28 protein-coding genes and 4 tRNA genes are annotated in these 20469 nt (G+C 31.2%); 3 read left to right on the top strand and 29 right to left on the bottom strand.

Annotated elements, in window-relative coordinates; genetic code table 11:
- Window positions 1–12: 12 nt before the first annotated feature.
- The 25 genes from rplO to M9407_RS01745 all read right to left on the bottom strand — a co-directional run bounded on the left by rplO (window position 13) and on the right by M9407_RS01745 (window position 10778).
- Entirely contained in the window at window positions 13–447 is a 435-nt protein-coding gene (gene rplO, locus M9407_RS01625) for a 50S ribosomal protein L15 (RefSeq protein ID WP_250237402.1), read from the bottom strand.
- Between the two features lie 174 nt (window positions 448–621).
- Complete coding sequence (gene rpsE, locus M9407_RS01630; protein ID WP_250231361.1) at window positions 622–1146, bottom strand: 30S ribosomal protein S5; 525 nt, start codon at window positions 1144–1146, stop codon at window positions 622–624.
- A gap of 15 nt (window positions 1147–1161) precedes the next feature.
- Entirely contained in the window at window positions 1162–1515 is a 354-nt protein-coding gene (gene rplR / locus M9407_RS01635; RefSeq protein WP_250237403.1) for a 50S ribosomal protein L18, read from the bottom strand.
- Window positions 1516–1546: 31 nt separating this feature from the next.
- Complete coding sequence (rplF, locus tag M9407_RS01640) at window positions 1547–2116, bottom strand: 50S ribosomal protein L6 (RefSeq protein ID WP_250237404.1); 570 nt, start codon at window positions 2114–2116, stop codon at window positions 1547–1549.
- Window positions 2106–2501 (bottom strand): 30S ribosomal protein S8, encoded by a 396-nt coding sequence (rpsH, locus tag M9407_RS01645; protein ID WP_250231367.1) that lies wholly within the window; start codon window positions 2499–2501, stop codon window positions 2106–2108. Before rpsH ends, rplF begins: the two co-directional genes overlap by 11 nt.
- 31 nt (window positions 2502–2532) lie before the next feature.
- Window positions 2533–2838: a 30S ribosomal protein S14 gene (gene rpsN / locus M9407_RS01650; protein WP_250231369.1), complete on the bottom strand. Its 306-nt coding sequence runs from the start codon at window positions 2836–2838 to the stop codon at window positions 2533–2535.
- Between the two features lie 32 nt (window positions 2839–2870).
- Entirely contained in the window at window positions 2871–3410 is a 540-nt protein-coding gene (gene rplE / locus M9407_RS01655; RefSeq protein ID WP_250237405.1) for a 50S ribosomal protein L5, read from the bottom strand.
- 12 nt (window positions 3411–3422) lie between these two features.
- Window positions 3423–3743, bottom strand: coding sequence for a 50S ribosomal protein L24 (rplX, locus tag M9407_RS01660; RefSeq protein ID WP_250237406.1), 321 nt, complete (start codon window positions 3741–3743; stop codon window positions 3423–3425).
- A gap of 15 nt (window positions 3744–3758) precedes the next feature.
- Window positions 3759–4130: a 50S ribosomal protein L14 gene (rplN, locus tag M9407_RS01665; protein WP_250231375.1), complete on the bottom strand. Its 372-nt coding sequence runs from the start codon at window positions 4128–4130 to the stop codon at window positions 3759–3761.
- Window positions 4131–4257: 127 nt separating this feature from the next.
- Window positions 4258–4515 carry a 30S ribosomal protein S17 gene (gene rpsQ / locus M9407_RS01670; protein ID WP_250236745.1) on the bottom strand — a complete coding sequence of 86 codons (258 nt, stop codon included), beginning with the start codon at window positions 4513–4515 and terminating at the stop codon, window positions 4258–4260.
- Window positions 4516–4529: 14 nt separating this feature from the next.
- Window positions 4530–4742 carry a 50S ribosomal protein L29 gene (rpmC, locus tag M9407_RS01675; RefSeq protein WP_250231377.1) on the bottom strand — a complete coding sequence of 71 codons (213 nt, stop codon included), beginning with the start codon at window positions 4740–4742 and terminating at the stop codon, window positions 4530–4532.
- The gene (gene rplP, locus M9407_RS01680) at window positions 4742–5146 is read right to left on the bottom strand and encodes a 50S ribosomal protein L16 (RefSeq protein ID WP_011282746.1); all 405 of its coding nucleotides are present in this window, start codon (window positions 5144–5146) and stop codon (window positions 4742–4744) included. The genes rpmC and rplP overlap by 1 nt, the downstream gene beginning before the upstream one ends.
- A gap of 11 nt (window positions 5147–5157) precedes the next feature.
- The gene (rpsC, locus tag M9407_RS01685) at window positions 5158–5865 is read right to left on the bottom strand and encodes a 30S ribosomal protein S3 (protein ID WP_250231379.1); all 708 of its coding nucleotides are present in this window, start codon (window positions 5863–5865) and stop codon (window positions 5158–5160) included.
- Window positions 5866–5899: 34 nt separating this feature from the next.
- Window positions 5900–6229, bottom strand: coding sequence for a 50S ribosomal protein L22 (gene rplV, locus M9407_RS01690; protein ID WP_250231380.1), 330 nt, complete (start codon window positions 6227–6229; stop codon window positions 5900–5902).
- A gap of 50 nt (window positions 6230–6279) precedes the next feature.
- The gene (gene rpsS, locus M9407_RS01695) at window positions 6280–6561 is read right to left on the bottom strand and encodes a 30S ribosomal protein S19 (RefSeq protein ID WP_250231381.1); all 282 of its coding nucleotides are present in this window, start codon (window positions 6559–6561) and stop codon (window positions 6280–6282) included.
- A 26-nt stretch (window positions 6562–6587) separates the two neighbouring features.
- A complete protein-coding gene (rplB, locus tag M9407_RS01700; protein WP_250236746.1) occupies window positions 6588–7415 on the bottom strand; it encodes a 50S ribosomal protein L2 in 828 nt (275 codons plus the stop codon).
- A 23-nt stretch (window positions 7416–7438) separates the two neighbouring features.
- Window positions 7439–7741: a 50S ribosomal protein L23 gene (rplW, locus tag M9407_RS01705; RefSeq protein WP_250236747.1), complete on the bottom strand. Its 303-nt coding sequence runs from the start codon at window positions 7739–7741 to the stop codon at window positions 7439–7441.
- Entirely contained in the window at window positions 7738–8370 is a 633-nt protein-coding gene (gene rplD, locus M9407_RS01710) for a 50S ribosomal protein L4 (RefSeq protein ID WP_250236748.1), read from the bottom strand. Before rplD ends, rplW begins: the two co-directional genes overlap by 4 nt.
- A complete protein-coding gene (gene rplC / locus M9407_RS01715) occupies window positions 8371–9024 on the bottom strand; it encodes a 50S ribosomal protein L3 (protein ID WP_250236749.1) in 654 nt (217 codons plus the stop codon).
- 99 nt (window positions 9025–9123) lie between these two features.
- Window positions 9124–9435, bottom strand: coding sequence for a 30S ribosomal protein S10 (gene rpsJ, locus M9407_RS01720; RefSeq protein ID WP_011282738.1), 312 nt, complete (start codon window positions 9433–9435; stop codon window positions 9124–9126).
- Between the two features lie 322 nt (window positions 9436–9757).
- Complete coding sequence (gene bfr / locus M9407_RS01725; protein ID WP_250236754.1) at window positions 9758–10228, bottom strand: bacterioferritin; 471 nt, start codon at window positions 10226–10228, stop codon at window positions 9758–9760.
- Window positions 10229–10371: 143 nt separating this feature from the next.
- Window positions 10372–10444: transfer RNA gene (locus M9407_RS01730), tRNA-Thr, on the bottom strand.
- A 21-nt stretch (window positions 10445–10465) separates the two neighbouring features.
- Window positions 10466–10537 (bottom strand) — tRNA-Gly (locus M9407_RS01735).
- A gap of 73 nt (window positions 10538–10610) precedes the next feature.
- Window positions 10611–10692 (bottom strand) — tRNA-Tyr (locus tag M9407_RS01740).
- Between the two features lie 13 nt (window positions 10693–10705).
- Window positions 10706–10778 (bottom strand) — tRNA-Thr (locus tag M9407_RS01745).
- A gap of 270 nt (window positions 10779–11048) precedes the next feature.
- On the opposite strand from M9407_RS01745, the gene coaA reads away from it, so the two are divergent.
- A complete protein-coding gene (gene coaA, locus M9407_RS01750) occupies window positions 11049–11990 on the top strand; it encodes a type I pantothenate kinase (protein ID WP_250236755.1) in 942 nt (313 codons plus the stop codon).
- 201 nt (window positions 11991–12191) lie between these two features.
- Here coaA and M9407_RS01755 read toward each other — a convergent pair whose 3' ends face one another.
- The 4 genes from M9407_RS01755 to rluD form a co-directional block, all read right to left on the bottom strand.
- A complete protein-coding gene (locus tag M9407_RS01755; protein ID WP_250236757.1) occupies window positions 12192–13007 on the bottom strand; it encodes a biotin--[acetyl-CoA-carboxylase] ligase in 816 nt (271 codons plus the stop codon).
- Window positions 13008–13162: 155 nt separating this feature from the next.
- Window positions 13163–14197 (bottom strand): UDP-N-acetylmuramate dehydrogenase, encoded by a 1035-nt coding sequence (murB, locus tag M9407_RS01760; protein WP_250236759.1) that lies wholly within the window; start codon window positions 14195–14197, stop codon window positions 13163–13165.
- Between the two features lie 336 nt (window positions 14198–14533).
- A complete protein-coding gene (clpB, locus tag M9407_RS01765; protein WP_250236761.1) occupies window positions 14534–17110 on the bottom strand; it encodes an ATP-dependent chaperone ClpB in 2577 nt (858 codons plus the stop codon).
- 303 nt (window positions 17111–17413) lie between these two features.
- Window positions 17414–18376, bottom strand: a complete 963-nt coding sequence (gene rluD, locus M9407_RS01770) for a 23S rRNA pseudouridine(1911/1915/1917) synthase RluD (RefSeq protein ID WP_250236762.1) — start codon at window positions 18374–18376, stop codon at window positions 17414–17416.
- Window positions 18377–18551: 175 nt separating this feature from the next.
- On the opposite strand from rluD, the gene bamD reads away from it, so the two are divergent.
- Together bamD and M9407_RS01780 are read left to right on the top strand one after the other, a co-directional pair.
- Complete coding sequence (bamD, locus tag M9407_RS01775; RefSeq protein WP_250236764.1) at window positions 18552–19244, top strand: outer membrane protein assembly factor BamD; 693 nt, start codon at window positions 18552–18554, stop codon at window positions 19242–19244.
- A gap of 233 nt (window positions 19245–19477) precedes the next feature.
- On the top strand, window positions 19478–20374 hold the full coding sequence (locus M9407_RS01780; RefSeq protein ID WP_250236765.1) for a prephenate dehydratase domain-containing protein: 897 nt from the start codon (window positions 19478–19480) through the stop codon (window positions 20372–20374).
- Window positions 20375–20469 lie beyond the last annotated feature (95 nt).

Raw genomic sequence — 20469 nt, forward strand, 5'->3', positions numbered from 1 at the left:
ATTTTAATTCAATTACTCCTCTATTTGACCGCCTACAGATTGAATTGCAGTTCGCGCTCCTTTACTAACGCGTAATTTACGTATCGTGATAGGACGTTTAATTTCGCCAGACATTATAATTTTAACAAACTTAATTTTGCGCCTAACAATATTATAGGTTTTTAAAACATTTAAATCTATTATTTTATCTAAAATATGAGATAAATCAGATAATCTAATTTCTTGAGTAACCATAGCCTTTCGAGATACAAATCCAAACTTTGGTAATCTACGGTATAAAGGTGTCTGTCCTCCTTCAAATCCAAGACGCACCTTACCTCCAGAACGAGATTTTTGTCCTTTATGTCCACGACCCCCTGTTTTACCTAATCCAGATCCTATGCCTCGACCTACTCGTTTACTTAAATGTTTAGCTCCTCTGGACGGAGAAATAGTATTAAGATACATGATTCACTACTCCACTTTGGACCGTGTAACTAATTTAATCTAATCATACCACGGATGGCAGGTGCATCAATTATTTCAACAGTATTTTTATACAGCACAATCCCTCCTCAACCCACCATATATATTCTTATTTTTAGGATATAAACCTGCGATAACATTCCAATCTGAATAAACTTAATAGTTTCTAACATAATGATAATAACCTAAAATTTCTCTAATAGATTTACCTCGTTTTTCTGCAATCATTTCAGGAGATTTCATGCCTTGCAACGCATTTATAGTTGCACGCACTATATTAATAGGATTTGTAGATCCATAAGCCTTTGCTAATACATTATGTATTCCAACTACTTCTAGTATAGCACGCATTGTAGTACCAGCAATAATTCCAGTTCCTTCAGAAGCAGGTTGCATATAAATACGAGAACCTGTATATACCCCCCTAACTGCGTGTTGTAAAGTACCTTTATATAAGGAAATAACTACCATATTACGACGAGCTTTTTCCATTGATTTTTGAATTGCTGATGGAACTTCACGAGCTTTACCGTAACCAAACCCTACTCGCCCATTTACATCTCCTACCACAGTTAGAGCTGTAAAACTAAATACACGACCTCCTTTAACTGTCTTGGATACTCGATTTACTGTGATTAACTTTTCTTGCAATTCACCAGGTTGTTTATCAGTATATTTCATATTATTTACCTTGCTTTAAAAGCTTAACCCAGTTTGCCTAGCGCAATCAGCCAACGTTTTCACTCTACCATGATATTTAAATCCAGAACGATCGAAAGATACATTTATGATACCTTTTTTTATTGCCCGTTCCGCAATAATTTTGCCTACTATAGCTGCAGCTTTTTTATTACTAGTTACTGTTAATTGACTAGAAATTAATTTTTCCGTAGTAGAAGCTGCAACTAAGACGTTAGAATTATCTTTTGAAATTATTTGTGCATAAATATGCCGACAAGTTCGATGTACCACTAATCTTATCGCATCTAATTTATACAATTTTTTTCGTGTTCTCATAGCTCTTTTGATACGAGCATCTTTTTTATTCATCTTACATGATTCTCTATATAATTGATAATAATTATTTTTTCTTAGTATCTTTGTTATGCACTATTTCATCGATATAACGAATACCTTTGCCCTTAAAAGGTTCAGGAGGGCGAAGTGCTCTCAGGTCTGCAGCAACTTGTCCGATAAGTTGTTTATTCATCCCTGTTAAAATAATTTCGGTTTGACTTGGACACGTTGCTGCGATTTCAGTAGGTAGTATATAGTCAATGGAATGAGATAAACCGATGATTAGGCTAATGATATTATCCTGAATAGATACGCGATAACCTATTCCTACTAGCTGCAGTGTTTTAGTGAAGCCTGTTGTAACGCCAATAATCATGCCATTAATTAATGCACAGGTTGTTCCTATCAAGGCTTTATTTTTGACATTAAAACTGTTGTTGCTACAGACCATCAATTTTGATGTATCATGCAATTGTACATCGACCGATTTGTGTAATATACGAGTTAATGTACCAAGCGTACCTGTAATAGAAATGCTATGGTTTTCTACTATTATATTTATAGCTATTGTTTTAGGAACAAAAATGATCGTTTTACATATATAGCGCGACAATATTTTGGTATTAAGACACATAACATATAATCTCCCCACCAACATTAAGCTGACGAGCTTTATTATCTGTGATTACACCTTTAGAAGTAGAAATTATAACAATACCCATACCAGACATTACCTGAGGTAGTTCCTTTCTCTTTTTATAGATACGTAATCCAGGCCGACTAATACGTTTTATAATATCTATGACGGGTTTTCTTTTTTGATAATATTTTAAAAATACTTCCAGAGTTGGTTTGATGCTATTTTTAATATTATATTTCTGTATAAATCCTTCTTCTACTAATACATGAACAATCGCTACTTTCATTGCAGAAGATGGAGTACAAACTTTTTCTTTTTTGGAAATTTGCCCGTTACGTATAGTAGTTAACATATCCGCGATTGAATCTTGCATACTCATTATAGCTCCAAGCAGTAAAATATTGTTACAATTACCAACTAGATTTCCTTAAACCAGGTATTTCGCCGCGCATGGCAGCTTCGCGCACCTTCATACGGCTCAATCCAAATTTTCTTAAAAAAGCGTGGGGACGTCCAGTATGACGGCAACGATTACGTCGTCTAGATGGACTAGAATCACGTGGTAAAGTCTGTAATTTTAAAACCGCATTCCAACGTTCCTCATTAGGAATGTGTTGATTAATAATAATTTTTTTTAGAGAAATACGTTGTGTATAATATTTATTAACTAATTTTAAACGCTTTATTTCACGTGCCTTTATAGATTCCTTGGTCATGATTAACGCTCCTTCTATTTGAAGTAATACGATTATTTTCTAAATGGAAAGCGAAATGCAGTTAACAAAGCATGCGCTTCATTATCAGAAATGGTATTAGTAGTAATAGTAATATCCATTCCTCGCATATCATCCACAGTATCATAATCAATTTCTGGAAAGATAATTTGCTCTCGGATTCCAATACTATAATTACCATGCCCATCAAAAGATTTAATAGATAACCCGCGAAAATCACGAATACGAGGCATAGCAATAAAAATAAATCTTTCTAGAAATTCCCACATACGCGAACCTCGTAAAGTTACCTTACATCCGATTGGTTGACCTTGACGAATTTTAAAACTAGAGATAGATTTACGTGCTGTGGTGATTACTGGTTTTTGTCCTGAAATTACCATTAAATCTGCTACTGCTTTTTCCAAAATCTTTTTGTTAATAACAGATTTACCTACTCCCATATTAATAGTAATTTTTTTAATTTTAGGCACTTGCATAATAGATCGGTAATTAAATTTATGCATTAAATTTTGTATTATATTGTCTTTATAATAATCATATAATTTAGTCATATATTATTCCAATCATTTAACTATATCCCCAGTAGACTTAAATATACGTATTTTTTTTCCATTTTGTATTGTAAAACCTATACGATCTGCTTTATTTAAAGTAGGGTTAAATATTGCAATATTAGATAAATCAACGGACGCTTCTTGCTCAAGAATACCCCCTGGTTGATTTTTATTGGGGATAGGTTTTTGATGTTTTTTTACTAAATTTATTCCTGTTACTATAACCCTACCTTTATCATAAAAAACACACTTTACTTTTCCCTTTTTTCCTTTATCTTTTCCACTTAATACAATAACTTCATCGTTACGTTTAATTTTAGCTGCTGCCATATATAATACTCTCCATTAAAGCACCTCGGGGGCTAAAGAAATAATCTTCATAAATTTTTCGTTGCGTAATTCGCGAGTTACTGGACCAAAAATACGAGTACCTATAGGTTGGATGTTGGTATCATTTAATAATACACAAGCATTATTATCGAATCTAATAACAGATCCATCCAGACGGCGTACACCTTTTTTCGTACGTACTACAACAGCTTTTAATACATCGCCCTTTTTCACTTTAGCGCGTGGTATTGCTTCCTTAATAGCAACTTTGATAACATCTCCTATATTAGCATAACGACGACCAGATCCTCCTAATACTTTAATGCACATTGCATATCGTGCCCCAGAATTATCGGCAACATTTAAAATAGTGCGTTCTTGAATCACACAATTACTCCATAGTAGTGATTGAATGTAAATTTTTAAAAGATATATTATATATATGTTTATATATTTTTGATGTATTAGTTTCAGTTAAATAGTTTATCATTGATTCATATGACTATTATCTTTTTTAAAAATTAGATTTTTTTATAATAGAAGTTAGTATCCAAGATTTTGTTTTAGAAATAGGACGGCATTCTTGTACTTCAACAAGATCTCCAATATTAGTCTCATTATTAGGGTCATGTGCATGTAATTTAGTAGTACGTTTAATAAATTTTTCATATGTTGAATGTTTAATTAATCGCTCTATAGCAACAACGACAGATTTATTCATTTTTTTGTTGTTACATACGCGACCTAGTAGGATGCGAATCCGACCACTCATGGAATACTCTCCTTTTATACTTTTTTATTATTTGACAAATAATTTTTGATAGACGCTATATTGCGACGTACTTTTTTTAATAAATGCAATTGTTTTAATTGACCTGATTTTAATTGTATACGTAAATTAAAATGCTCACGTAATGCTTTTACTAACTCTGATTGAAGCGATGTAACAGTAACAGTGTCATTTTTTTTTTGATTTAATAATTTGATGATGTTATTCATTATCTTCCTATTAAAGTGGTTTTCACTGGTAATTTTGATGCACCCAATTTAAAAGCATTATAAGCTAGTTCTTTTGGTACTCCATTTATTTCATATAATATTTTTCCTGGTTGTATCAATGCTACCCAATATTCTACATTACCTTTTCCTTTCCCCATGCGCACTTCGAGAGGTTTTTTGGTAATAGGTTTGTCTGGAAACACGCGAATCCATATTTTTCCTTGACGCTTTATAGCACGACTTATAGCGCGTCGTGCTGCTTCAATTTGACAAGATTTTAATCGCCCGCGGCTAATAGCTTTCAAAGCAAATTGCCCAAAACTAATATTGTCGTTTACTTTTGTTCCCCGGTTACGCCCTTTATGCATTTTACGAAATTTTGTGCGCTTTGGTTGCAGAAGCATTATATTATCCTTTATATGCGAGTTTTATGTTTTTTCTTGCTAACATTATTAATCGTTTGATCCGATGAATATCCTGTATTCAGTAACACATCTCCTAAAATTTCCCCTTTAAAAACCCACACCTTAATTCCAATTACACCATACGTAGTACGTGCTTCTGAAAGACTATAATCAATATCAGCACGTAAGGTATGTAATGGAACCCGTCCTTCTCTGTACCATTCAGTACGAGCAATCTCAGCTCCGCTTAGTCTCCCGCTTACTTCTACTTTAATTCCTTTAGCTCCTAAACGCATAGCGTTTTGTACCACACGTTTCATTGCCCTCCTAAACACTACTCTACGTTCTAATTGAGATGCGATATTATCAGCTAACAGCTTGGCATCTAATTCTGGTTTACGAACTTCAGCAATATTGAGTTGAGTTGGAACACCAGAAATTTTTGCTATATTTTTACGTAATTTTTCAATATCTTCTCCCTTTTTTCCAATTATAAGACCAGGTCTAGCTGTATAAACAGTTACTCTTATGCTCTTAGCAGGACGCTCAATAATTATACGGGATACTAAAGCTTTCGAAAGCTTTAGTATCAAAAACTGCCGTACTTTAAAATCATTCCCTAAATTGTCAGAAAAATCTTTGTTATTTGCGTACCAGGTAGAATGCCACGTCTTGGTAATACCTAAACGCACCCCATTTGGATGTACCTTTTGACCCATTTTTAAATGCTCCGTCCGTTTAAATATAATTTTTTTAATTAGATACTACTATAGTAAGATGACTTGTTCGTTTCATAATTTTATCTGATCGCCCTTTTGCGCGCGGCATAATTCTTTTAATAATAGGCCCGTTATCGACAAAAATTTTAATAATTTTTAAATTATTAACATCTGAACTGTCGTTATGTTCCGCATTAGCAATAGCAGATTCTAAAGTCTTTTTTACTAATTCGGCGGATTTTTTGTTGGTATACTTTAAGATATCAAGCGCCTGAGATACTTTTTTTCCTCGTACTGTATTAACTACTAAACGAAGTTTTTGAGCAGAAGAACGAATATAACGGCATCTAGCAATTGTTTCCATACCAAAATTCCCTCTATAACATATCTTATTTTAAGATCATAACCATATCTTTAATAATGTTTTTTTGTTTTTTTATCAACTGAATGACCCCGATACGTACGAGTTGGAGCAAATTCACCTAATTTATGTCCAACCATTTCATCTGATATAAATATGGGTATATGTTGACGTCCGTTATGCACTGATACAGTTAATCCAATCATTCTTGGAAAGATTGTTGATCGCCGTGACCAAGTCCTAATAGGTTTTTTATCACCTGTTTCTATTGCTTTTTCTACTTTTTTTAGAAGATGCAAGTCAATAAACGGCCCTTTCTTAATAGAACGCGACATATACTGTATTCCTAATCCTTCAAATTTTATTTATTACGATGAGATAATATAAACTTATTAGTACGTTTATTGCTACGGGTCTTTTTTCCTTTGGTTTGTATTCCCCAAGGAGATACGGGATGTTTTCCAAAATTCTTACCTTCTCCACCTCCGTGAGGATGATCGATTGGATTCATGGCCGTTCCCCGTACAGTAGGGCGAGTCCCACGCCATCTGTTAGCTCCAGCTTTACCTAACATACGTAACATATGTTCAGCATTACCAACCTCTCCTACAGTTGCTCGGCACTCACAGCGAATTTTTCGTATTTCACCAGATCGCAGACGAAGTATCATATACTCTCCATCACGAGCTACAATTTGTATGTAAGATCCTGCAGATCGGGCTAATTGCCCACCTTTCCCTGGTTTCATTTCTACATTATGAATAGCCGATCCTATCGGGATATTACTCATAGGCAAAGCATTGCCTGGTTTTATTGGAACATTCATTCCAGAACTTACGAAATCTCCTATTTTCACATCTTTTGGAGCTAAAATATAACGATACTCCCCATCTCTATATGAAAGTAATGCTATATTTGCTGAACGATTTGGATCATATTCTAAACGTTTGATTACAGCTTCAATCCCATCCTTATTGCGCTTAAAATCAATTATTCTATAACGTTTTTTATGCCCCCCTCCTATATGTCGTACAGTAATACGGCCGTAATTATTACGCCCTCCTGATCTATTATTAATTTTATTGGATAATAATGAAGAAAAAGGATTCCCTTTATATAAATCAGGGTTCACTAATTTAGTTACATGCCGTCTACCCGGAGAGGTTGGATTGCATTTAATAATAGGCATCTCTTTTAATCTTCCGTATTTATCTATTCTACTGTATTGATAAAATCAATTTTTTGGCCTTTTTCTAAAACAACATATGCTTTTTTCCAGTTGCTACGGCGACCAATTTTATTAGCCGTTCTTTTAGATTTTCCTGAGACTATTATAGTGTTAATAGTATCTACTTTCACAGAAAATAACATATTGATAGCATTCTTAATATCTGTTTTAGTTGCATATTTTGCTACTTTAAAAGAAAAAACATTGTTGCGTTCCAATGTAATGGACGTTTTTTCAGAGACATGTGTCGATCTCAGTATTTTTAATAAACGTTCTTGATAAATCATACTAACTGCTTCTCAATTTTCTTGATTACGCTATCAGCAATTAAAGTAACGTTAAAATTTATTAAACTTACTGGATCTATATGCGTTGCAGTACGCACTTCTACTTTATGAACGTTACGTGATGCTAAAATCAAATTTTTATCCAAAAAATCGGTAAAAATCAATATGCTTTTTTTTGGAGTTATTGTTCTTAATTTTTCTAATAATAATTTAGTTTTTGGTTCTTTTATAAATAAATTTTTTACTAAAAATAAACGATTATCACAAACTAATTTAGATAAAATGCTCCTTATTGCCCCTCTGTACATTTTTTTATTTATTTTTTGAACATATAGCTTAGGTTTAGCCGCGAAGGTTACTCCGCCAGAACGCCAAATAGGACTTTTTACCGATCCAGAACGCGCGCGACCGGTACCTTTTTGACGCCAAGGCTTTTTATTAGAACCCGAAACTTCTGATCGACTCTTTTGAGATCGAGTACCTTGACGAGAATTAGTTAAGTAAGTAGAAATCACTTGATGTATTAGTGCCTTATTAAAAGGACATTTAAAAATTTCATCAGATACAGAAAATTTATCTAAATCTGGAATACTGACTTCCGTTGTAAAATCCCTGATTTCTAATTCCATTTATATTTTCTCTCTAATAGTTGTTTTAACAGACTTTTTAATAGATAAATTACCGCCAATTATTCCTGGAACAGCACCCTTAACTAACAATAAATTAAGTTTTACATCAACATTAACAACATCTAAATTTTGTACCGTAACTTTATAATTTCCTAATTGCCCTGCCATTTTTTTACCTTTAAATACTCTACCAGGAGTTTGATTTTGACCGATAGATCCAGGAGCTCTGTGTGACAGTGAATTACCATGACTTGCATCTTGCATATGAAAATTCCAACGTTTTATTGTACCTGCAAAACCTTTTCCTTTAGAAATTCCTGTAATATCAACTTTTTTAACATTTGTAAAAATCTGTATAGTGATAATATCTCCTAATGATATCTGTGACATTCCTTCTTCTTCACAACGAAACTCCCACACACCACGACCAGCATCAACTCCTGACTTTATCATATGCCCTGCTTCTGGTCTATTAATATGTTTAAAGTTTTTAATGCCAGTAGTTACTTGAACTGCGCAATATCCATCGTTTTCAATATTTTTTATTTGTGTTACACGATGCGGTGTTATTTCAATCATAGTTACAGGGATAGATACTCCATCTTTATTAAACAAACGAGTCATACCTAATTTTTGACCAATTAGACCTTGCATGATTATGGATACAACCCCTCTGTTACTTTTAGTACAAAATTGTTATTAGTATTTTACACATAAAACACAAATAAATGATTATGATGTATCTTCAGTATGCTAACCGAGACTAATTTGTACGTCTACTCCTGCCGCTAAATCTAAGCGCATTAAAGCATCTACCGTTTTATCAGTAGGTTCAACAATATCTATCAAACGTTTGTGAGTTCGTATTTCATACTGATCCCGCGCATCTTTATTTACATGTGGAGAAATTAAAACAGTGAATCGTTCTTTTCTAGTAGGCAAAGGAATAGGACCGCGCACTTGAGCGCCAGTACGCTTAGCAGTCTCTACGATTTCTACGGTCGACTTATCTATCAACCGGTGATCGAATGCTTTCAAACGAATTCGGATCCTTTGATTTTGCATAGCTGAATATAGATCCTAAAAAATTAGTTATTCATAAACAACTTTACACTGACCTGTTTGTGTGTTTCACCCGAACACTTAAAACAAACATCTAAAACCGTCTTTGTATCACATATCCTATATGTAAAACTGTTTTTATTCCTATCGAACATGCCAATTAATTTTGTTATTATTATTTATAATAATACGTCACTTAAACTTAAGTGTACCAGTAAACAAATAAAAAACAAGATTAATCAGAATAAAATTCCAAAATATTATCGGAAAATTTTTAATATTAAAAATATTATAAACAATTTATGTCATTTTGATAAGTATGTAATTATTTTTTCAACTGTGATTGTATGTAATTATGCATACCAATTTTTATCATGAGATTTAGCTCTGTTTCTAAAAAATCGATGTGCTTTTCTTCGTCTTTAAGAATCTGTATCATTATATCCCTGGATATATAATCTTGTATTGAATCAGCGTATTTGATGCCTTTTCGTAAATTTTCAATACTATGAAATTCTAAACTAAGATCAGTACGTAAAATATCTTCAATATTTTTTTTAATGTTTAATGGATCAAATTTCCTCAAGGTAGGCATACCTTCCAAAAATAAAATACGTTTTGCATAAAGATCTGCATGGTCCAATTCATCTACACATTCTTGATATTCTATCTTATTAAGACGTTCTAATCCCCAGTTTTTAAAAATTTTAGAATGTAAAAAATATTGGTTTACAGCGATCAGCTCATCGCTCAACAAATTATTAAGATGAGTAATAATGTGATCATCTCCTTTCATAACACCTCCTTAGATAAGGTATCGACATACATTATATTGTTTAATTTTGAAATATGAATTAAATATTTAAAAACCATCATCAGTATCACTACTGATGATCGCCTATCTCCTTATTCTTAATAATAGAAGATACATGACGCCAGTGCTGATAAGCAGATTCGAACTGCTGACCTCACCCTTACCAAGGGTGTGCTCTCCCAGCTGAGCTATATCAGCATAATTCAGTTACATTATATAAGCGGACAGTGGGAATTGAACCCACATCATCAACTTGGAAGGTTGAGGTAATAACCATTATACGATGCCCACTATTACATAATAAAAAATCTGTATTCTTGATATTATAATAATGTATGTATTTGTTGTTTATATATAATTAAAATGATGGGGGAAGGATTTGAACCTTCGAAGTCTACGACGACAGATTTACAGTCTGCTCCCTTTAGCCACTCGGGAACCCCATCAAAATATTATAGATGCCGGTAAAAGGATTCGAACCTTTGATCTACTGATTACAAATCAGTTGCTCTTCCTATTGAGCTACACCGGCATCACTTTAATGTCATTTAAAACGAAAATGATTCTATTTTTATAAACATACGTTTTGCAACAAACTTCGTTAAACTATTGTATTTGAGATACAAAAATTATTCAAAACATTTGTAAAAAATAAATACATTTTAATAAAATTAAAATTATTAGTTATTTCATGAGCTTCCATTATAATACATAATTATAATTAAATCTTTTATTTTGATCAAGTATTTACATGAAGTTTCATTCTATAAGATAAGCATTTATCTATGATAATAGAAACAATATGTTACATGTTTCGTCTGTTCCATTTTTAACTTTCAATCGCAAGGAATGGTCATCTTTTCGAGAGGAGATACCATTAATATTATCTCCAAGAGAAATCCTCAATTTAAGAAGAATAAATGATAATCTTTCTATGAATGAAGTAATAGAAATTTATTTACCATTATCTAGATTGCTTAATCTATATATTTGTTCACATATAAAACGACAAAATATTTTAGAACAATTTTTAAGTATTCAAAACCAACATATACCATATATTATTGGTATCGTTGGCGGAGTCGCTGTCGGGAAAAGCACTACAGCTAGAGTTTTACAAGCTTTGCTTAGTAGATGGCCTGAACACCGTGTTGTGGAATTAGTAACAACTGATGGATTTTTGCATTCTAATAAAGTATTAAAAAAACGACGTTTAATGAAAAAAAAAGGCTTTCCGCAATCTTATGATATGACTAATTTAGTAAATTTTGTTTCCAAAGTTAAATCTGGAGTTCAATCAATGACAATTCCTGTATATTCTCATGTAATATATGACATTATTCCTAATGTTCAACAGGTAATTTATAAACCAGATATTCTTATTTTGGAAGGATTAAATGTTTTACAAACTAATTACGATTATCATTATAACTTACCTTGTGTTTTTGTATCTGATTTTGTTGACTTTTCTATTTATGTTGATGCTCCAGAATATTTACTACAAGAATGGTATATCGATAGATTTTTGAAATTTTGTTACACTACTTTTTCTTATCCTGATTCTTATTTCTATCGTTATACTCAATTATCTAAAAAAAATGTAATTTCTATTGCTTCGCAAATATGGACTAAAATAAATAAACTGAATTTGCAAGAAAATATTTTACCTACCCGGGAACGCGCAAATTTAATTTTAAGAAAAGACGTAAATCATATAATAAACAACGTTCAATTAAGAAAATAACAACAATTATAAAAAATAATAATTTTAACTCTTTATGGTTATCGTTAGTATCCATTTTTTTATTACTGAAACATTTAGACCTAATCATATTAGATTACAATAACTATGGGATGTATGTTAATTACATGATTATTTTAATGGTTAATATCGTATAGATTCAAAATATTTTAATATTAAAATTTTTAAATAAAAATTATATTTTTAAGATATATAAACAGAAATATTATTTCCAGAGTAATAACATACTGAACTCGTTTGATCCACTATTAGGGCTCCATGTATATTTATCCCGAGAGCTGTGCCACATATTGTACGACTCCCAACTAATAATGTGACTGGTTTATTATATAAACAGTCAAAAACTTTCCAATATGTAATAAATGGAGTAAACCCAAAAAGCATAAAATCTTTTAATTTCTTACGCAATACATGAATAAGCGTTGCGACTAAAATATTGCGATCAATCATGATGCCGATATCCATTAAATCAATCCAATTTTTACCAATTTTAGTATTTAATGTGGCATGCGTGCGTATAGATAAATTAATACCAATACCTATTATTATATGAGTAATATTATCAGTTCTTGTTATAATTTCGATTAAAATTCCTGCCAATTTTCGTCCATAAATATACAAATCATTAGGCCATTTGATTTTAATCTGAGACGCGCCTAAATTCTTTAATATTTTTGCCACAACAATGCTTATCATTAAGCTAAATTCAATCATCGTTGGCGGAATCTTATTTAATTTCCAATAAATAGATAAGCAAATACCTTCTCCAACAGGCGTCACCCAAATTTTATCACGTCTTCCTCTTCCTTGTGTTTGGTGTTCTGTAACACAAGCGTCGCCCGATTTTACATGTGGAATGTTGTCTATTATATATTGGTTGGTTGAATTAACTCTATTTAACACAATTACCCTACCTTCGGGTAATTGTGTTAAAATTTCAGATTCGTTTAAAAAAGGGTGGAATGTGGGAAAACTATAATTTTCATTATACCTTAGCAAGGTTTTCAAATCTCCAAAAAAATAAATTGATATTTATATTTAATTTCATTAAATTCTACTACGCAAATATATTTTTAATTCTATTTTCAAATAAAAATTATTAGAAATATATCTAACTTCAAATTTTGGGATAACATACATATAGTAATTATCTACTACATGAATAATTTTTTTGGATTTATTTCTCCATAATTACCAATTAGTCTCACTTCAGGTTGTAAATAAATATTAAACTTCTCTGCAACCTTATTATATATGTACAGAGCTAGCGCTGCAATTTCAGTTCCAGTAGCTATTTTTTTGCTATTAATCAATACTAATGCCTGTTTAGGATATATTGCTGCTTCCCCAAAAACATAACCTTTTAGTTGACAATGTTCTATTAACCATCCTGCTGATAATTTTATCCTACCATCTTTTTGACAATAATAAGGCATATTTGGATACATTTGAGACAAACAACGTGCTGTTTTAATATCTATTATTGGATTTTTAAAAAAACTACCAGCATTTCCCACCAAAACAGGATCTGGTAATTTTTTATGTCTAATTATGTAAATAAAATTAAAAACTTGACGAGGTGTAATATGAAATTTGTCTAAATGAGCTAATTCATGATAATTTAATATAGGTTTCCACTTTTTACGCAATCTCAATCCTACAGCCACGATTGCATATTTCTCCAAACAATTTCTAAAAATACTATCTCTATATTTGAAATCACATTCAGAACAAGCGAAACGAATTTTTTTTCCACTATATAAGTCTATTGCATCTACATACTCACATATTTGAGATAACTCAACGCCGTAAGCCCCAATATTTTGAATTGGAGCAGCCCCCACATACCCTGGAATACATGCTAAATTTTCTAGCCCCGGTATGTTTTTTTTGATAGTATAAATTACCAATTCGTCCCATTTTTCTCCAGCTCCAACATGTAATTGCCATGCCGTTTCATTCTCTGTAATAAAAATACCCTTTATCCTATTTAATAATATTGTTCCAACATAGTTTTCTAAAAATAAAATATTACTACCGCCTCCTAAAATAAGAACAGGCTTGCCTTTACTATAAGCTTTTCTCCAAAACTTTAATAATGTATGCTCATGATGTGCCGTTACTATACTTTTAGCAAATGCATTAACTGAAAAAGTATTAAATGATTTTAATTGAAAGCGATGCTTCATACATTTACTTATTTTAAACAAAGGTATTAAGTATATTATTTTTATGATAATTATTAAATTTTATTCATACATCGATCCGTAATTTCAATTATACTAAAAATATAATTGCATTTATTTTATTTTCAGTTGCTGTATAATATCAGTTCTTATCTTTTTTTATCATTATAAAACAATTATTTAATTTATAATTTTCAACATAAAGTACGAATAAAAATTTATGCTATATTGTACGGGAACATGAAAAAATAGCCATTATATATCAATATACAATGTGATTGCTTTATTAAAATTATTCAAAATTTTTAAAATAATCTCATGTTAGAAATTTTCTAAATTTCATTGAATAAAGACGATTGTATTATTTACAACATCTAAAGTAATTTTTTTACCTAGCAGCAATTGCCCAGATATTATCTTTTGAGATAATGAATTTTCAATGTGTTGTTGTATAGCACGTTTTAACGGACGTGCACCGTATACCGGATCAAATCCAATTTTTGATAAAAATACCAGGACTGCATTAGTGATGTTAGTATTCGGATATCCTTTTTCTTCTAAACGATCACACAAGCGCTGTAGTTGAATACTAGCAATTTTCATAAGATGTTCAAGGCTAAGTGGATGAAACACTACTATTTCATCTATTCTGTTAATAAATTCTGGCCGAAAATGTTGATTAACTATGTTTAATACTGTAACTTTAACTTCTTGGTAATCTACAATTCCAAAACGTTTTTGAATGAAATCCGACCCTAAATTAGATGTCATAATGATGACGGTATTATTAAAATTTACCGTACGTCCATGCCCATCTGTTAAGCGCCCATCGTCTAAAACTTGTAATAATACATTAAAAATTTCTGAATGTGCTTTTTCTATTTCATCTAACAAAATAACAGAATATGGCCTACGACGTATCGATTCAGTCAAATATCCCCCTGATTCATATCCAATATAACCAGGAGGAGCTCCTAATAATTTTGATACAGAATGTTTTTCCATAAATTCAGACATATCAATACGTACCATTGCATTACTAGTATCGAAAAGAAAAGTAGACAATGCTTTGCACAATTCAGTTTTTCCTACCCCAGTAGGCCCTAAAAACATAAATGAACCAATTGGACGTTTAAGATCAGATAATCCAGAACGACTCCGACGAATAGCATGAGATATTGCCTTGACTGCTTCATTTTGCCCAACAACTAATTGATGCAAAGCATGTTCCATATCTAATAATTTATCTTTTTCACTTGCTAACATGCGAGATACGGGAATACCAGTCCAACGAGATAATACTGCAGCAATTTCTATATCAGTAACACAATTTCGTAAAAGACGTATTTTTTTATTATTAGATTGCAATATTGTAGATAGTTTTTTTTCTAATTCTGGAATCTTACCATATTGTAGTTCAGACATACGCGCTAAATCACCAATGCGGCGTGCTTGGTCGATAGCAATTTTTGCTTGTTCTAAATCAGATTTAATATTTTGAGCGTTAGATAAAGAAACTTTTTCATTTTTCCATTCTTTTTCAAGCTGAATACACTCTTGTTCTTTTTGAATTAACTCAGTAGTTAAGAGGTTTAATCGTTTTGTGCTAGCATCATCTGATTCTTTTTTTAATGCTTGTTGTTCTAATTTCAACTGTATGATGCGCCGTTCTAATCTATCTAATTCTTCTGGTTTAGAGTCTATTTGTATACGAATGCTAGAAGCAGCTTCATCAATCAAATCAATGGCTTTATCAGGTAACTGACGATCAGAAATATATCGGTGTGATAAAATTGCAGCAGCCACTATTGCTGGATCAGTAATGTGAACGTTGTGATGCAATTCGTAACGTTCTTTTAACCCACGAAGAATAGCTATGGTATCTTCAACGCTAGGCTCGGAAATGAATATTTTTTGAAAACGTCTTTCTAAAGCTGCATCTTTTTCAATATATTTACTATATTCATCAAGTGTAGTTGCTCCTACGCAATGTAACTCACCTCTAGCTAGTCTTGGTTTAAGCATATTACTTGCATCCATTGCTCCATCAGTTTTACCCGCTCCAACCATAGTATGTAATTCATCAATGAATAAAATGATATTACTATCTTCTTTAGATACATCATGTAATACGCTTTTTAAACGCTCTTCAAACTCTCCTCTATACTTTGTTCCCGCTAACAATCCTCCCATATCTAAAGCTAATATGCGACTATGTTTGAGTCCTTCCGGGACCTCACCATTAATAATACGTTGCGCTAATCCTTCCACAATAGCAGTCTTTCCTACTCCCGGTTGTCCGATAAGAACAGGATTATTTTTGGTACGCCTCTGTAACACCTGAATAGTACGACGAATTTCTTCATCTCGACCAATAACAGGATCAAGATTACCTTGTTCTGCAAATTTAGTTATATCTACAGTAAATTTTTGCAACGCTTGACGTTGAGATTCTGATTGTTGATTGTCAACCGCGCGATTATTACGTATATAGTTTGTTGATTTTTTTATATTTTCTGGAGCTACTCCAAATTTTTTTAATAAATCATTTAATGCTCCATGAGATTCAATGGCTGCTAAAACGAACATTTCTGAAGCAATAAAAGTATCATTATGTTTTTGTGCTAATTTATCACATAAATGCAATATTCTAATTAAATCATGAGAACATTGAATATCTCCACCAATACCTTCTACCTTCGGTATACGATCGCATGCTTCTTCAACTAATGTAGTGAACTGATACATATCAATCCCAGCGTGCTCCAGTACCTGATATACTGATCCATTTTTTTCTTTTAAGAAAGCGAGCATCACATGAATAGGTTCAACAAACTGATTATCTTTTCTAAGTGCTATAGATTGAGCATCAGAAATAGCTAATTGAAAATCATGAGTAAAATGATCTAACCGCATAACATTCATTTTCCCCTTATAATAATAACTAAATAATTACATACTGTTAACTGATATGCATATGTATTGATATGGCGATTAATTACTTAAAATTCAACCATCTAAACCACTGGAATAAAAGCATATTTTTATTCGTCTCAAGATCAATACAACCATAAATTTATCAATATATGGTATTTAACTACAGTGAATTTATGATGTAATTTTCCGAGAAAAATCATAAGTCAGTAATTATATTTAGTAATAATAGTACACGACAAAAATCTCTATTATAGAAATAGATAACGCTATTTAACATATCTTTCATTTTTTTCTTAATATATTTATCAATTTTATAATATCTTTCGGTAAAGGTATATCCCATTTCATTTTTATTTTAGTAATAGGATGACATAATTGCAACGTAGTTGCGTGTAATGCTTGACGATTTAAAACATGTAAACAGTCATTGACTGCATCCGATACACCCTTAATAAAATAAGTTGATTTGCCGTATTTATGATCTCCTAACAATGGATGATTAATATAAGCCATATGCACACGAATTTGATGAGTTCTTCCAGTTTCAAGGCGTACACGAATTCTAGTATACATTCCAAATGATTCTATGATAGAATAATGGGTTATAGCCGATTTTCCCATAGGGTTAACTGTCATGCGAGTACGATGAACAGCATGTCTTCGAATAGGTTGGTTGATTGTTCCTTCATTATGTAAAAAATTTCCAAGAACTACCGCGTCATATTCCCTAATAATTTTTCTTTTTTTAAATAATCGTAACAAACTATGATATGCAATCATAGTTTTAGCGACGACCATTAAACCAGTAGTGTCCTTATCTAACCGTTGAACAATACCTGATCGGAATACTTCCGTGATAGCTGGATATTTATATAACAAAGCATTTAGTATAGTACCTGAATGATTGCCGGCACCAGGATGAACTACCATATTTTTTGCTTTATTTATTACTACAATATCATTGTCTTCATATACAATGTCAAGAGGAATATCTTGAGGAACTATACTATCATTATCGACATCAATAATATCTTTTATTTCAATAAATTCACCGCCCATCATTTTTTTTTTAGGTATAATAACCGTCTGATTATTAACGTTTACTTTTTTAGAGAGGATCCAACATTTTATTTTAGAACGTGAATAATTTGGCAGTAATTCAGAAAGAACACAATCTAATCGTTTTCCAGATTGAGATACCTGTACAATCATAGGTTTTATAATATAAGATTCAGATGTTATCATATTGATATGCGGGTGAATGCTAAATTTAACCAAATTGTTGTATGGTGCATTTATTTAAACAAATATACATACATATTATTTGCTAATATTTATATATTACTAGGGAGTATTAATAAAAAGTTTTATGAGACGTATTCAACACTATACAACAACGATATTAATTATTAGTATCATTATGATTTCTTATACCTCTGCTTCTGTTAACATTTTACATGCTTCTGCTTATGATCTGTACAAATCTGCTGAAGATAAATTGTATAACGCTGATTATAAAGAAGCTACACAGGATTTGATAAATTTGCAAAATTTGTATTTATTAGACCCTTGTCCGCAACAAATTTATTTAGACTTAATTTATGCTCATTACAAATTAAACGATTTAAAATCCGCAAATAATTATGTAGAACATTTTTTCAAATTATACCCTAATCATAAACATTTTGATTATGTATTATACATGCATGGCGTAATCAACATGTGCTTAGACGAAGACAATAAAAAATTAATAAAATATTTAAATATAAACTGGTTTGATCGTAATCCCATGTATGCATGTATAGCATTCCATACCTTTGTAAGGCTTATACGTCAATATCCGGATAGTCGATATTCTGTAGACGCTTATAAACGTTTAATTTTTTTAAAAAACAGAATAGCTGAATATGAACTTTCTATTGTGAAATTTTATTCTAAAAAATATGCTTATATATCAGTAATAGCGCGCGTAGAAAAAATGTTATATCACTTTCCAGATACTCAAGCAACTCGTAAAGCACTGTATTATATGCAGCAAGCTTATCAAAATATACATTTGCCAGATCAAGCTAACAAAGTAGCAAGAATCATTGCGGCTAATCCAGCATATTAAAGCAATATACTTTTATAAGTATAACATCTATGTTAGTAGATATCATATGATTAAAACAATGTTTAAAACATGTATTAATTGAATTAACATATACATATAATATACATAAGGAATGTAATATTTATCCATACAAATAAATATCAATTTATAATGATACTAGTGACATTACGGCAACCACAATTGACTAAAATATTATATTTGAATATTAAAATATTACGGTAATGAGTTTTGTTATGATTTACAAATCTATCGTGCATATAGCATTTCTAGGTCCTAAAGGATCATATTCTCATATTGCCACTATGCAGTATGCTAGTAACCGCCATTTTAATCAAGTAATAGAGCATAGTTGTCGAAAATTTGATGATATTTTTGATTTAGTAGAATGCGATTATGCAGAATATGGTGTAGTTCCTATCGAAAATTCTAGTTCTGGATTAATTGATGAAATAGGTGATTTATTACTAAACACCCGATTGTTGTTAGTAGATGAAATTACTATTCCTATAAAGCATTGTATTTTAGTTAATAATCATACTGATATAAATCAAATTCAAATTATATACAGTCATCCTCAACCTGTTCAACAATGCAGTGAATTTTTAAAACATTTCTCGGAATGGAAAATTGTATTCTGTGAAAGTAGCGCAGTTGCCATGAAAATAGTATCTAAACTAAATCAATCTAATTCAGGAGCTTTAGGTAGTATGCAAGGAGGACAAATTTATGGATTGCATGCACTATTGACATATAATCTTTCTAATTCTCATAAAAATACAACTAGATTTATTGTTTTAAAAAGTAAAAATATTGCAGTTTTTAATCATTCTATGGCCGCAAAAACCATTCTTATTATCTCTATTGAGAAGCAATCAGAGAAATTATGTGAAATATTAAAAGTATTACAATTTTACAATACTAAAATAACTTATTTAAGACCACGTCTTTTATCATATGAAAAATCAAAAAATATAGTTATTATTGAAATGATGGCGCATATAAATGACATATACATACAAAATATTCTTACAGAATTACAAAAAATCGCTTATTCATTAAAAATATTAGGTTGTTATCAAGTGACGCCGCCTACTGATGAAATTTTCCATTATAATAGAAAATTATTATAATTATATGTTATTGACCATGTCATTTAAAAGCTAAATACAGCAAATAATAGATATGTAATAGTATGGTACTATTTCAACAATATTAAAAAATAAAT

The sequence above is a fragment of the Blochmannia endosymbiont of Camponotus sp. genome (assembly GCF_023586365.1).
GTDB lineage: Bacteria > Pseudomonadota > Gammaproteobacteria > Enterobacterales > Enterobacteriaceae > Blochmanniella.